We start from the raw sequence: 13,411 nt of genomic DNA, 5'->3' as shown, positions 1-13,411 counted from the left end.
GAGCGTCGTGCAGCGCTTTTGGGTGCTTACTAGGCAACTTCATTCAGCCATTCCTTGATCTATTGACTAGGAACAGGCTTGTCCGAGCATCGCCCTTGATGCGTCACGACAGCTGGGAAACGAATTTCAGCAAGCCCTAAGATAGAGGATAAGTATTCACATGCGCAACCAGGGGAAAGACATGGCAGGCAATGGCCAGGAAGACCTGTACATCGTATTCCTCGACGATCCCAAGGATCGCCAGGAAAAGATTGACAAAAAACTGAAGAAGATCCTCACCAAGCTAGGCAAAAAGGGGCGGCGCCATCAGAAGTCTTCGAATATCTCAACGGTTTCACGATTGCCCTCTCCGAACAGGATGCCAAGCTCCTTAAGTCCCTCGATGGCGTCAAGAGTGTCACGGCGGACGCGGTGGCCAACTTCCTTGACCCCAGCGCCGAGCCGACCGCCGTCACCTCCTCTGGTGAGATGGCAGAACTGGCAGCGCAGGGACTGAGCGCATCCTCCCTCCCCGCACCACAGGTCGACAGCATTGAGAACGGGGAGTGGATGACCTACGGCGTCAAGGCCGTCTGGAATGGCTCACCCCCGACCACCAACGTCGGTGAAGGTGGCGTGGCCTTCGTGATCGATACCGGCATCACCACCAGTACCGAAGATCTGAACGTCAACACGACCTGGTCACGATCCTGGATCTCGGGAGTGAGCGCCACCACGGATGACAACGGCCACGGAACGCACGTAGCGGGGACGATCGCTGGCATCGTCGGCAACGGCCTCGGTGTCGTGGGTGTTGCACCGGGGGCAACGGTGGTGCCACTCAAGGCCCTGAACGCTCGGGGAAGCGGCTCGTACTCCAGCATCATCAGTGCCGTCAACCATGCCACCGGCATCATCCTCGACAACAACCCCAGCAACATCAGCAACAGCGTCATCAACATGAGTCTGGGCGGGCCTGGCAACGATGCGCTCGACGAGGCCATCTCTATCGCCGCCAATCAAGGAGTCAGATTTGCGATCTCTGCTGGCAATAGCTCTCAGGATGTCGACAACACCTCACCTGCACGTGCCGGCGACCTTGATAACGTTTACACCATTTCCGCTGTGGACGCCAATTATCAGTTGGCGTCCTTCAGCAACTACGACAACGTAGCGCCCGGCGCCACCGACAAGGTGGATTTTGCCGAGCCGGGAGTGCGGGTGATCTCCTGGTATCGCAACAGTAGAACCGGTACCTTTTCTCTCTACTACCTCAATGGCACCTCGATGGCTGCACCCCATGCGGCCGGGGCGCTGCTGATGGGCGGCCTGAGCGGCAGCGATGACGTCTCCACCCCAACCGGCATCCAGAGCGACCCTTTTGGACTGGTATCGAGCGCATCCAGCCCCCCTGTTTCACCTCCACCGCTACCAACCCTGAGTTTCCTCACGACGGAGTTATCTCAGAATGAAGGCTCCACCACCACCAGCACATCCTTCCAGTACGCCGTGAGGCGCAGCGGAGATCTGAGCTCCGTAAGTACAATTAATTGGGAGCTGATTGCAGGCTCAGCCACGGCCAGTGACTTCGAGGGCCCCACCAACGGCACCCTCAGCTTCGATGCCGGCCAGGCCGAGGCCATGATCACTCTGGAGGTGGCTGCAGACTCCGAGGTCGAAGCCGACGAAACCTTCTCCCTGTCGCTTGAGAACCCCATCGGAGCGAATCTTGAAACGCCGTCCACGGCCAGCGGAACGATTCAGAATGACGACATCAACGACGAAACGCCGGACTCCCCACCAACCACCAACGATCCCGCTCAGCTTTATTTCACGCTTGCCACTGCCACCACGCTGAATGACCTCGATGTCCAGACGAATGACATCATCGCTTTCGATGGCAGCGGTTTCTTCCAGGCCCTGAAGGGCGATGACGTCGGTCTGGGGGGGCTCGACATCGACGGCTTCCAGTTTCTCAACGGATTCGACGAACTGCTCATCTCCCTGAGAAGCCCCGCCTCTTTCCAGGGCACCAATTACGACGACTCCGACATACTCCGGTTGAGCAAAGGCGACGACGGCCAATACAGCGCCGAGATGTACTTCGATGGCAGCGATGTCCGCCTGACGCGCTCAGGCGAAGCGATCGATGCCTTCGCCCTGGACCCCGTGACGGGGAACCTGCTCATCTCGACCCGTGGATCCTTTTCCGTACGCGGAGCCAGTGGCTCCGGAGAAGACATCATTGCCTTCAGGCCCACGAGACTCGGGCAGAGAACCTCGGGCTCCTGGGGCACCTATCTGGATGGTTCCGACGTGGGACTCTCCGGCGGTTCGGAGAACATCAACGGGCTCGCGATCGACGGACAGACGCTGTACATCACCACGGCCGGAAACTTCAGCGCCGGGGGTATCAACGGCGCCAATGAGGACGTGTTCACCTTCAAACCAACCCAGCTGGGCTCTTTCACACAGGGATCCTTTGAAGGAGTGTTCTTTGATGGCAGCGAATGGGGCCTGGACACCAACAGCCTGGCTGGCTTCGAATTGCCCTCAATCTGAGCTGACCCCACCCTGGCGCCGCGGTTCCGGGCCGAGCGTGTAGGCGCGCAGCCCGCACAGCAGCACCCAGCCGGCGATGTTGATGCGGCTGTCGTAGAGGGGGATATCGGTGGCGTGAAGCGCCATCAACACCAGGAAGGACGCCCACCAGGCCCGCTCGAACAAAGCGCCGCTGGCCATGCCGAGGCGGGCCGCTTGAATCTGCAGCACCAGCACCAGTCCCACCAGCAGCACGGCCACCAGGGCGCCATGGCTGACCGCCAGATCGATCGGAAGGTTGTGGGGATGGCCGTGCCAGATGCCTGCCGTGCGCAGGGGATAGATCACGCTGAAGGCGGCGGCACCCCAGCCGAGCCAGGGGCGTTCCGCCACCAGCTGCAGGGCCACCCCCCACTGGTTGACCCGGGTGATGGCCAGGGGCCGGCGGCCGGCGAATTCCAGATCACTCAGCCGCTCCCAGATCACAGCGGGAACCAGGGCGCGGGCCGGCTGCTGCAACGCCAGCGGCACCCCGGGCAGGCTGGCCAGTCCCACGGGGATGAGCAGCAACAAAAGCAGGGGCAGCAGCCAGATCCAGCGGGCCGGACCCGCCACCAGGGGAAGCGCCAGCACCAGGGCACCCCAGGCGTTGCGGGAGTCGGTGAGGGCCATGGCGGCCACCAGGCTCACCGTGATCAGCAAGGCCGGCAGGCGGCCGCGCCACGACTGGGCCCGCTGCAGCAGGGTCGCCAGGGCGAAGGGCCAGACCAGAGCCAGCCAGGCCCCGGCGATGTTGGCGTAGTCGAACAGTCCGGCCAAGCGCCCGGGCGGATTGCCACCGGCCTTGAGGTGCCAGATGATCGCTCCCCCCAGGACCTGGAACGGTCCACTCCAGCCCCAGAACAGTTGCCCCAGGCCGGTGAGGATCACCGGCACGGTGCCGGCCACCAGCCAGAGCGCCACGCGGCGCCGGGCCGGCGCCGAGGCCAGGTAAGGCAGAAATCCCCAGAACGCCCAGAAGAACGGCAGCCAGTTGGCCAGGCCCACCCAGGCCAGCCAACCGCTGGAGGCGGTGACACAGCCCAGCACCATCAGCCCCGACACCAGCAGCAGCACCTGGTTGACCCGATCCTGCAGCCAGGGACGGCGCCCTCGGCAGCCCAGGATCAGGGCCACCAGCAACAGCACGCCGGCCAACAGAGCCGAACTCGCCAGCAACAGCAACCCGAGCTGAAAGCAGCGCCAGCCCAGGGGCGAGGCGCCCGGGGGCCGCACAGCATCGAGTCGGCGGAGGCACGCCTGCGTCACGAGAACACGGCGGTGCGACCCCTATAGACCATCACCTGACGACGCAGGTGCAGGCGCAGGGCCCGGGCCAGGGCCAGCCGCTCCATGTCCCGGCCCTTGCGGATCAGGTCCTCCACTTCATCCCGGTGGCTGACGGGCACTGTGGCCTGCTCGATGATCGGTCCGCCATCGAGATCCTCGGTCACGTAGTGCGCGGTGGCTCCGATCAGTTTCACGCCCCGCTCCCAGGCCCGGTGGTAGGGCTGAGCCCCCTTGAAGGCGGGCAGGAAGGAGTGGTGGATGTTGATCACCGAGGAAAAGCGCGCCAGGAAGTCAGGGCTGAGCACCTGCATGTACTTCGCCAGCACCACCAGCTCGATGCCATGCTCATCGAGCAGCTGCAACTGCGTCCGCTCGGCCTCGGCCTTGGAGGAGGTCTGAACCGGCACATGCATGAAGCTGGCGCCGAAATCCTCGGCCAGCGAGCGCAGATCGGGATGGTTGGAGATCACCAGCGGCACCTGCATCGGCAACTCGCCGGCCCGGGTCCGCCAGAGCAGATCCACCAGGCAGTGGTCCTGTTTGCTCACGAAGATCGCCACCCGCGCTGTGGCATCGGAGAAATGAAGCTGACCTTCCCCACCGAGCCGTTCCACCAGGGCGTTCACCGCCGCGGTCACCGCCTGCCGCGGCAGCCCGAAGCCGGCCAGCTGCCATTCGATCCGGCTGAGGAACAGACCCGCTCCGGCGTCGGTGTGGTGATCGGCATGGCGGATGTTGCCGCCGTTGGCCGCCACCCAGCTGGAGAGCTCACTGACCAGGCCGGGACGGTCGGGGCAGATCACCTGCAGAATCGCTGTGGGCACGCTCATCGGCACCGGGGCCTGTCTCGAAGGGCATTGTGCCCGGCGCTCCCCAGGCCAGTCGTCAGCAGGGCAGACAGCCATGCCCGCGCGGCGTACAGTCGCCCCTCACCTCGGTGTTCGCCATGGCCGCTCAGCTGGTTTCCACCTTTCGTCAGGCGCTGAGGCGGCTGGCCCTCGTGGCCCTCGCCGTGGTCCTCAGCTTCGGACTGGTGGCCTGCGATGGCGGCCAGACCAGGAAACCCCCCAGCATCAGCCCCGCCGACATGGCGATCATCCAACGGCAGGCCGAAGGCTTCCTCGCCGCCAAGGACAGGCTGCCCGAACTGGCGTCCCTGGTGAATGAGAGGAACTGGATCTTCACCCGCAACCTCATCCACGGCCCCATGCAGGAAGTGGGACGCGAAATGCTCTACATCAACCAGCGGCTGCTGCCTGCCGACCGCGCCGAAGCCAGCGCGCGGGCCAGCCAGCTCAAGAGCGCCCTCGCCGAGCTCGATGAGGCCGCCCGGCTCCAGGATGGAGAACGGCTGCGCAAGGGCTACATCAAGGTGGCCAGCAGCTTCGGCTCCTATGCCGAGGTGCTCCCCGCCGCCGCTCTGGCCAGCGGCTCCGAAGCCTGAGCTCCACGCCACCAACGCCGCTGAAGGCAATTGAGTCCCGCTCGATCGGGGTGATCGGCGGCGGCATCGTCGCCCTGGCCACAGCCTGGCTGCTTCAGCGACATGGCCATCGGGTGCAGCTGATCGCCCCGGATGCCCTGGGGACAACCCCCCAGGAGAGCCGCAGCGGCAGTGCCGCGGCCCTGGGGGTGCTGATGGCCCATGTGTTTCATCGCAGCAAGGGCCGCGCCTGGCGCCTGCGGCAGACCTCCCTGGGGCTCTGGCGGCGCTGGCGCCAGGAGCTGAGCGAACGAGGCTGCCCGATCCCCTTTCAGGCCGGCCTGTTGCTGCTGGCGCGTGACCCCGACGACCAGAAGCGGCTGCGGCAGCTGCAGGAACAACGCCAGGCCATGGGCTTTCCGCTGAGTTGGTGGGAGCCGTCGCAGCTGAGGGAACTGGAACTCGGGGATCAGCCTGAGGGGATGGGAGGCCTCCACTCCGCCCAGGACGGGCAGCTGGACCCCCTGGCCGCCATGGCGGCCTTTCGGCGGGATGGACTGCGCTGTGGCCTTCAGCTCAGCGGCGAGCGGGTGGTGGCACTGGAGCGGAGGCCGGCAGGCTGGAGGATCCACCGCCGCTCAGCCATCACCCCGGTTGAGGTCGACTGGCTGGTGGTCGCCGCAGGCCTGGCCAGCGAGGCGCTGCTGCGCCCCCTGGGGCACCAGCTGCCGCTGCAGCCGGTGCTCGGGCAGTGCCTGGAGCTCGCACCGGCCGCGCCGATCCGATGGCCCTGCCCAGTGGTCTGGCAGGGCCTCAACCTGGTGCCCAGACCCGGCGGCGGACTCTGGCTGGGGGCGACCCTCGAGCCAGGAGAGCAGGCCGACCCCAGCCTGCTGGAGCCGATGCGGCAGCTGGGCGGTGCGGCACCGAGCTGGCTGCGGGAGGCGACGGTGATCCGCCGCTGGCAGGGACTGCGGGCCCGACCCCAGGGCCAACCAGCCCCACTGCTGGAGAAGCTTGAGCCGGGGCTGCTGCTGCTGAGTGGTCACTACCGCAACGGTGTTCTGCTGGCACCGGGTTCCGCCCAGTGGGCCCTCGAGCAGATCGAAGGATTCCTTACCTGCCGTTAACGTATTTGGGGAGATGGCTGGATAGCGTTGCCAGGTGACTGCAGGTCCGAAGCCTTTCCCTTCCATCATGAAATCAAGCCAGCTCAAGCCCCTCGCCAAGGTCGGAACGGCCCTGGGGCTCTCCTTCACCCTGGCCCTTACCGCCTGTGGAGGAGGCGACGACGGTGGTGGACTCACCGGCAGCCTGAATGGAGCCGGGGCCTCCTTCCCGGCCTCGATTTATCAGCGTTGGTTCCAGGATCTCTCCTCCGGTGGCATCAACGTCAACTACCAGTCGGTGGGATCCGGGGCGGGCGTGCGGCAGTTCGTGGCCGGCACCATCGATTTCGGAGCTTCCGACGCACCGATGAAAGAGAAGGACATCGCCAAGGTTCAGCGGGGTGTGGTGCAGGTGCCGATGACGGCGGGCGCCATTGCCGTGGCCTACAACCTGCCGGGTTGCGACCTCATGCTCAGCCAGCAGCAGGTGGCGGACGTGTTCCTTGGCAAGATCAAGAACTTCAAGGAACTGGGCTGCGAGGACAAGGCGATCACCGTGGTGCACCGCTCCGACGGCTCCGGCACCACCTACAACTTCACAAAGAGCCTCTCGGCCTTCAGCGACGACTGGAAGAACGGTCCCGGCTCGGCTAAATCCGTGGCCTGGCCCACGGGCGTGGGCGCCAAGGGCAATGAGGGCGTCGCCGCCACGCTGAAGCAGAGCCCCGGTGGCATCGGCTATGTCGAAACCGCCTATGTGCAGGGGGAACTGCAAGCCGCAGCCGTCGAGAACCAAGGCGGTGAGATGCTCAAACCCACCAACGAAACGGCCAGCGCAGCTCTGGGCGCCATCGACATCGGTCCTGATCTTGTCGGCAGTGATCCCAACCCCTCAACAGGCTACCCGATCGTGACCTTCACCTGGATTCTGCTCTACAAGAGCGGCAATGGCGAGAAGACACCGCTGCTCAAGAAGGTGTTCGAGCAAACTCTCTCGCCCGAGGCGCAGGCACTGGCACCAGAACTCGGCTACGTGAGCCTGCCGCCTGAGGTGGTGACCAAAGCCAAGGAGGCCCTGGCCAGCATCGGCGAATAACTCCAATCACTCACTCCGAAGGCCGGTCTTCGGGAACGCGTTGTGCTGGATCAACAGAAAGCCCTCCATGTGCAACACATGGAGGGCTGTTTTTATCGGACCTTGATCACTGCCTGATCATGAACTGATCATTGACGGATCACTTGCTCTCGGTGAACTCCGCATCGATCACATCATCGGCACTGGGGCCAGAGGATGAGGTATCGCCGGCAGCGCCGTTGCCACCGGGTTCGGCGGCGCTGGCACCGGCATCGGCACCCGCCTGCTGGTAGACGGAAGCGCCCACTTCATAGAGCTCCTTCTGGAGATCCTCCAGTCGGGACTTCATGGCCTCGTAGTCCTCCTTCTCGACAGCCTCCTGGAGCTGCTGACGCTTCTCCTCCATCTTGGCCTTGACCTCGGCACTGACCTTGTCACCCAGGTCGGTAAGCTGCTTCTCGGACTGGTAGATGAGGGTTTCGGCCTGGTTCTTCAGGTCGATGCGCTCGCGCTTCTCCTTGTCGGCAGCCGAGTTGGCCTCGGCGTCCTTCACCATCTTCTCCACCTCATTCTCACTGAGGGTGGAGGCGCCGGTGATCGAGATGCTCTGCTCCTTGCCGCTGCCCTTGTCCTTGGCCGTCACGCTGAGGATGCCGTTGGCGTCGATGTCGAAGGTGACTTCGATCTGGGGAACGCCACGGGGGGAGGGCGGGATGCCGTCGAGTCGGAAGGTGCCCAGGCTCTTGTTGTCGGAGGCGAGTTCACGCTCACCCTGCAGAACGTGGATCTCCACGTTGGTCTGGCCATCCACCGCGGTGGAATACACCTCTGCCTTCTTGGTGGGGATGGTGGTGTTGCGAGTGATCATCTTGGTCATCACACCGCCCAGGGTCTCGACGCCCAGCGAGAGCGGGGTGACATCCAGCAGCAGGATGTCCTTCACCTCGCCAGCCAGCACGCCGCCCTGGATGGCGGCGCCGACGGCCACCACCTCATCCGGGTTGACGGTCTGGTTGGGGTCCTTGCCGGTGACCCGCTTGACCAGCTCCAGCACGGCGGGGATGCGGGTGGAACCACCCACCATCACCACCTCGTCGAGCTCGCTGCTGGAGAGCTTGGCGTCCTTGAGGGCCTGCTCCACCGGCACACGGCAGCGGTCGATCAGCTTGGAGGCCAGCTCTTCGAACTTCGCCCGGGTGAGGGTGAGATCGAGGTGCTTGGGACCTTCGGGGGTGGCTGTGATGAAGGGCAGGTTGATCTCGCTCTGGGTGGCGCTGGAGAGCTCGATCTTGGCCTTCTCGGCCGCCTCGGTGAGGCGCTGGAGGGCCTGCTTGTCCTGGCGCAAATCGATGCCTTCGTTCGACTTGAAGGTGGCGGCCAGGTGATCGACGATCACCTTGTCGAAGTCGTCGCCGCCCAGATGGGTGTCGCCGCTGGTGGAGAGCACCTCGAACACGCCATCACCCACCTCGAGCACCGAGACGTCGAAGGTGCCGCCGCCCAGGTCGAAGACCAGGATGCGCTCATTGCTCTTCTTATCGAGGCCGTAGGCCAGGGCAGCCGCCGTGGGCTCGTTGATGATGCGCAGCACTTCGAGGCCGGCGATCTTGCCGGCGTCCTTGGTGGCCTGGCGCTGGGAGTCGTTGAAGTAGGCGGGCACGGTGATCACCGCCTGGGTGACGGTTTCACCGAGGTACTTGCCGGCGTCATCGGCCAGCTTGCGCAGCACCTGGGCCGACACTTCCTCGGGTGCGAACTGCTTGTTCAGCACCGGGCACTTCACCTTCACATTGGCGCCCGCCTTCTCCACGCCGTAGCTGACTTCCTTCGATTCCTCGTTCACCTCATCGACCCGACGACCGATGAAGCGCTTCACCGAATAGAAGGTGTTCTCGGGATTCATCACCGCCTGACGCTTGGCGATCTGCCCCACCAGCTGGTCCTGGTTCTTGGTGTAGGCCACCACCGAAGGTGTGGTGCGGAACCCTTCCGCGTTGGCGATCACGGTGGGCTTGCCGCCCTCCATCACCGCAACGCAGCTGTTCGTCGTGCCCAGGTCAATGCCGACAACCTTGCCCATGGGTTCCCACCTCCTTTGAATTGATGTTTCTGTCCCATGCATCTTCAGCAGTGGGGGCCACCGCAGGCGAGGTGTGGTTTCCGAACAGGACCGGGGCGGGTCGCGCCCGGACCCGTACATTTCGCTGCAGGGACCGCCCCAGGCCCGAGCCGCCATGCCCTTCGAGATCTCCGCCCGCACCTCGCTCGTGGCCGTTCTCGGCGATCCGGTGCGCCATTCCCTTTCGCCGGCGATGCACAACGCCGCCCTGCGGGAGCTGGGTCTCGATTGGGTTTACCTGGCCCTGCCGGTGCAGGCCAGCGATCTGGCGGTGGCGGTGCGGGGCCTGGAGGCCATCGACTGTCGCGGCCTGAACGTGACGCTGCCCCACAAACGGGCGGTGGCGGAGCTGGCGGCGGAGCTCACCCCCCTGGCCCGGCGGGTCGGCGCCGTCAACACCCTGGTGCGGCGGGAGGGCGGCGGCTGGTTGGGCACCAACACCGATGTAGAGGGGTTCCTCACGCCACTGCGGGCCGCCTCTGGCTCCGATGCCGCCTGGGCCCGACCCCTGACGGGGGGCACGGCCCTGGTGCTGGGCTGCGGCGGCAGCGCCCGGGCCGTGGTGGCGGCTCTGGTGGAGCTGGGGATGGAGCGCATTCAGCTGGCCGGGCGCCGGCCTGAGGCCCTTGGGGCCATCCAGGAGGAGTGCCAGGCCTGGGCACCGCAGCTGAACGGCCTGGCCTGGCCCGGGCCTGCAGGCGAACGCGCCGGCCTGCGCCGGGCGCTGGCCGAGGCCGATCTGGTGGTCAACACCACCCCGATCGGCATGGGGGCCAGCTCAGGCACCTGCCCTCTGGAGCCTGGCGACCTCGATGCCCTTCGCCCAGGGAGCCTGGTGTACGACCTGATCTACACCCCCAGACCCACCCTCCTGCTGCGGGAGGCCCGCCTGCGCGGCTGCGGCGTTCTGGATGGTCTGGAGATGCTGGTTCAGCAGGGGGCTGCCGCTCTGCAGCTCTGGATCGGAGAGCCGGGCCGCTCCGGGGCCAGGCCGCTGCCGCTGGCCGCGATGCGCCGGGCGGCCCTCGATCAGCTGGGGAGGCCCTGATCGCTGATCACGGTGCGCGTGGGCAGGCCCCCTAGCCTGGGCAACGTGCAGCGATCACATCCCGTAGCTCATGGAAGGCCCTCCAATCTGGCAACGGCTCCTTGCCGTCCTGGCCTATCTGCTGCCCTGGAGTGACGGGGTGCCGTTCGGGGAGGCCCTGTTCGGCCTGGTGCCGGCCCTGCAGTGGCTGGTGCTGCCGGCCCTGCCGCTGATGGCCCTGCAGCAGCAGATCCCCTTCGGAGGCTTTGTGCTCTTCCTGGTGCTGTTCCTGGCGGTGGTGCGCAATGCCCGGGTGCCCTATTTCATCCGCTTCAACGTGCTGCAGGCGATCCTGATCGACATCGTGCTGATCCTGCTGTCGCTGGCGTTCGGCGTTCTGCTGCGTCCCCTGGGGGCCGGCTTTGCCCTGCGCACGCTCAGCAACACCGTGTTTCTCGGCACCCTGCTGCTGGTGGTGTTCTCGGTGGTACAGAGCATCCGTGGCCGAGAGGCCGACATCCCCACCGTCTCGGAAGCGGTGCGCATGCAGCTCTACTGACCCTCTCCAATGGTCTGAGGATGGGAAGAGGCCTGGAAGGTAGGCTGGTCGATCCGTTGCTGGCAGCGTTCTGCCGCCGGCCTCCCACGAGCCCATCACGGAGCCTCCGTCACCATGTCGCAGAAGCCTTACTACGAAACCATGTACATCCTTCGTCCGGACATTCCGGAGGAAGAGGTGGAAACCCATGTGGCCAAGTACCGCGATCTGCTCACCGAAGCAGGCGCTGAAGTGCTTGATTGCCAGATGCGCGGCAAACGCCGTCTGGCCTACACGATCGCCAAGCACCGTGAGGGCATCTACGTGCAGCTGAACCATGACGGAGACGGCCAGCAGGTGGCCCTGCTGGAGCGGGCCATGCGCCTCAGCGAAGATGTGATCCGCTACCTCACGGTCAAGCAGGACGGTCCGCTTCCCACCCCCCGCAACGCTCCCTCGGCCGCTGAAGCCGTGGCCGTCGAGGGCTGAGCCGGCGGCGGCGGGGATCGACGGATCAGCCCCGACCCGGGGATGATGAGGCGAAGACCTCGGGCCAGCCATGGTTGAGGATGCATCAGCTGGTCTCCCCAACAGGGTGCCCATTCCGGAACTCGAAGAGCCCGAGACCCGGCTGCGGCTGGCCCTGGCTGAGGCACGCCTGGAGGTGGAGACCACCAGGGCCCAGCTGGTGAACTGCCAGCGGGAGCTGGAGCTGGCGCAGCGTCAGCTTGCGGACCTTGAGGAGCTGATCCGGGATCTGCCTCAGATCTTCGAGCGTAAATTCCAGCAACGGCTGCAGCCACTTCTCGATCAGCAGCAACTGCTGGCCCAGGACAACCACGCCCTCCGGGAGCAGGCCCGGCGACTTCTCCCGCCCGCACCACCGCCGCCACCCCCTGCGCCTGAGTTCGAAAGCGAGCCTCCCCCCGAGGAGAAGGCAGAGGCCCGCAATCCGATCCCACCCCTGAGAGCCCTGGGACGGCGCTGGCTCAGGCGTGACGCCCCCCCGTAGGCCAGGGCCAGAAACCAGGCAGAAGCCCGACCTCAGCTCTTGCGGTGAGTGGCGGCCCAGAGCCGGATCGGCATCCCCCAGACGTAGATGAAGCCTTCGGCCGCGCGGTGATTGAAGCGATCATCACTGCCATACGTGGCCATGGAGGGCACGTAGAGGCTGTCGCTGGCGCTGGAGCGACCGATCACCATCGCCGTGCCCTTGTGCAGGCGGATGCGCACCACCCCGGTGACCGTGGCCTGGGTGCAATCCAGGAAGCCGTCGAGGGCTTGCTTGAGCGGACCGAACCAGAGGCCCTGATAGACGAGATCGGCCCAGCTGGATTCGATCTGGCGCTTGTAGCGCACCACGTCGGCGGCGAGGGTGAGGCTCTCCAGCTCCTGGTGCGCGCGGATCAGCAGCAACAGGCCAGGCGTTTCATAGATCTCCCTTGACTTGATTCCCACCACCCGGTTTTCGATGATGTCCATCCGGCCGAAACCATGCAGGCCCGCCAGCTCATTGGCCCGGCGGACGAGGCTGACCGGATCCAGGCCGATTCCATCGATCGCCACCGGGTTGCCCTGCTCGAAGGCGATCTCCACCACCTGGGACTCATCCGGTGTGTCGCCGATCGCACGGGTCATGGCAAACACCTCCTCGGAGGGTTCCGCCATCAGATCCTCCAGCGGACCGGCCTCGATGCTGCGGCCCAGCAGATTGAGATCGATCGAATAGGGGTTCTTCTTGCTCACCGGGGCCGGGATGCCGCAGCGTTCGCCATAGGCAATCGTTTCCTCCCGGCTCATGGCCCATTCCCGCGCCGGTGTGAGCACCTTCAGATCAGGCGCCAGGGAGCCGATCGCCACATCGAAACGCACCTGATCGTTGCCTTTGCCCGTGCAGCCATGGGCCACGGCATCGGCACCCAGCTCCCGGGCCACCTGCACCAGCTGGCGGGCGATCAGGGGTCTGGCGAGGGCTGTGGAGAGTGGATAGCGCCCTTCGTAGAGGGCATTGGCCCGGATCGCGGGGAAGGCGAAATCGCGGATGAAGGGATCGATCAGGTCTCCCACCAGCGAGCGGCTGGCCCCGGATTCGAGCGCCCTCAGACGGATCGGCTCCAACTCGTCCCCCTGGCCGAGGTCGGCGGCGAAGGTGATCACCTCCTCCACCCCCCACTCCCTCTTGAGGTACGGAATGCAGACACTGGTGTCCACCCCGCCGGAGTAGGCCAGCACCACCCGTTTTGCCCTGGCGCCCTGCTCCTGTGCCATCCC

General features: G+C 65.4%; 12 protein-coding genes. 8 read left to right on the top strand and 4 right to left on the bottom strand.

All coding sequences use genetic code 11. The features are described 5' to 3' along the window. Positions 1 to 411 precede the first annotated feature (411 nt). On the top strand, positions 412 to 2,541 hold the full coding sequence (locus KQ297_RS08440) for a S8 family serine peptidase (RefSeq protein ID WP_259739025.1): 2,130 nt from the start codon (positions 412 to 414) through the stop codon (positions 2,539 to 2,541). On the opposite strand, the gene KQ297_RS08435 is transcribed toward KQ297_RS08440, so the two are convergent. After that, positions 2,533 to 3,828 carry an O-antigen ligase gene (locus KQ297_RS08435; protein ID WP_259739024.1) on the bottom strand — a complete coding sequence of 432 codons (1,296 nt, stop codon included), beginning with the start codon at positions 3,826 to 3,828 and terminating at the stop codon, positions 2,533 to 2,535. The two genes, KQ297_RS08440 and KQ297_RS08435, sit on opposite strands and share 9 nt — an antisense overlap. Further along, positions 3,825 to 4,679, bottom strand: a complete 855-nt coding sequence (gene purU, locus KQ297_RS08430; RefSeq protein WP_259739023.1) for a formyltetrahydrofolate deformylase — start codon at positions 4,677 to 4,679, stop codon at positions 3,825 to 3,827. Before purU ends, KQ297_RS08435 begins: the two co-directional genes overlap by 4 nt. Positions 4,680 to 4,795: 116 nt before the next feature. On the opposite strand from purU, the gene psbQ reads away from it, so the two are divergent. From psbQ to pstS, 3 genes are all read left to right on the top strand, one after another. Then, positions 4,796 to 5,293, top strand: coding sequence for a photosystem II protein PsbQ (psbQ, locus tag KQ297_RS08425; RefSeq protein ID WP_185474778.1), 498 nt, complete (start codon positions 4,796 to 4,798; stop codon positions 5,291 to 5,293). 50 nt (positions 5,294 to 5,343) lie between these two features. Then, complete coding sequence (locus KQ297_RS08420) at positions 5,344 to 6,402, top strand: FAD-binding oxidoreductase (protein WP_259739022.1); 1,059 nt, start codon at positions 5,344 to 5,346, stop codon at positions 6,400 to 6,402. Positions 6,403 to 6,469: 67 nt separating this feature from the next. Continuing rightward, positions 6,470 to 7,477 carry a phosphate ABC transporter substrate-binding protein PstS gene (gene pstS, locus KQ297_RS08415; protein WP_259739021.1) on the top strand — a complete coding sequence of 336 codons (1,008 nt, stop codon included), beginning with the start codon at positions 6,470 to 6,472 and terminating at the stop codon, positions 7,475 to 7,477. 139 nt (positions 7,478 to 7,616) lie between these two features. Here pstS and dnaK read toward each other — a convergent pair whose 3' ends face one another. Continuing rightward, positions 7,617 to 9,536, bottom strand: a complete 1,920-nt coding sequence (gene dnaK / locus KQ297_RS08410) for a molecular chaperone DnaK (protein WP_259739020.1) — start codon at positions 9,534 to 9,536, stop codon at positions 7,617 to 7,619. Positions 9,537 to 9,690: 154 nt separating this feature from the next. On the opposite strand from dnaK, the gene KQ297_RS08405 reads away from it, so the two are divergent. The 4 genes from KQ297_RS08405 to KQ297_RS08390 all read left to right on the top strand — a co-directional run bounded on the left by KQ297_RS08405 (position 9,691) and on the right by KQ297_RS08390 (position 12,152). Continuing rightward, positions 9,691 to 10,623 carry a shikimate dehydrogenase gene (locus KQ297_RS08405; RefSeq protein WP_259739019.1) on the top strand — a complete coding sequence of 311 codons (933 nt, stop codon included), beginning with the start codon at positions 9,691 to 9,693 and terminating at the stop codon, positions 10,621 to 10,623. A 70-nt stretch (positions 10,624 to 10,693) separates the two neighbouring features. Beyond that, positions 10,694 to 11,161 carry a Tic20 family protein gene (locus tag KQ297_RS08400; protein ID WP_259739018.1) on the top strand — a complete coding sequence of 156 codons (468 nt, stop codon included), beginning with the start codon at positions 10,694 to 10,696 and terminating at the stop codon, positions 11,159 to 11,161. A 114-nt stretch (positions 11,162 to 11,275) separates the two neighbouring features. Next, positions 11,276 to 11,629 carry a 30S ribosomal protein S6 gene (gene rpsF / locus KQ297_RS08395; protein ID WP_259739017.1) on the top strand — a complete coding sequence of 118 codons (354 nt, stop codon included), beginning with the start codon at positions 11,276 to 11,278 and terminating at the stop codon, positions 11,627 to 11,629. Positions 11,630 to 11,735: 106 nt separating this feature from the next. Continuing rightward, positions 11,736 to 12,152: a hypothetical protein gene (locus KQ297_RS08390; protein WP_259739016.1), complete on the top strand. Its 417-nt coding sequence runs from the start codon at positions 11,736 to 11,738 to the stop codon at positions 12,150 to 12,152. A 32-nt stretch (positions 12,153 to 12,184) separates the two neighbouring features. On the opposite strand, the gene KQ297_RS08385 is transcribed toward KQ297_RS08390, so the two are convergent. Beyond that, complete coding sequence (locus KQ297_RS08385; RefSeq protein WP_259739015.1) at positions 12,185 to 13,408, bottom strand: argininosuccinate synthase; 1,224 nt, start codon at positions 13,406 to 13,408, stop codon at positions 12,185 to 12,187. Positions 13,409 to 13,411: the final 3 nt, after the last annotated feature.

Origin of the sequence: Synechococcus sp. CS-205 (assembly GCF_025128255.1) — a bacterium.
Lineage (GTDB): Bacteria > Cyanobacteriota > Cyanobacteriia > PCC-6307 > Cyanobiaceae > Regnicoccus_A.
Note: the sequence above shows the minus strand (reverse complement) of the source record. Positions and strands in the feature narration are given on the sequence as shown.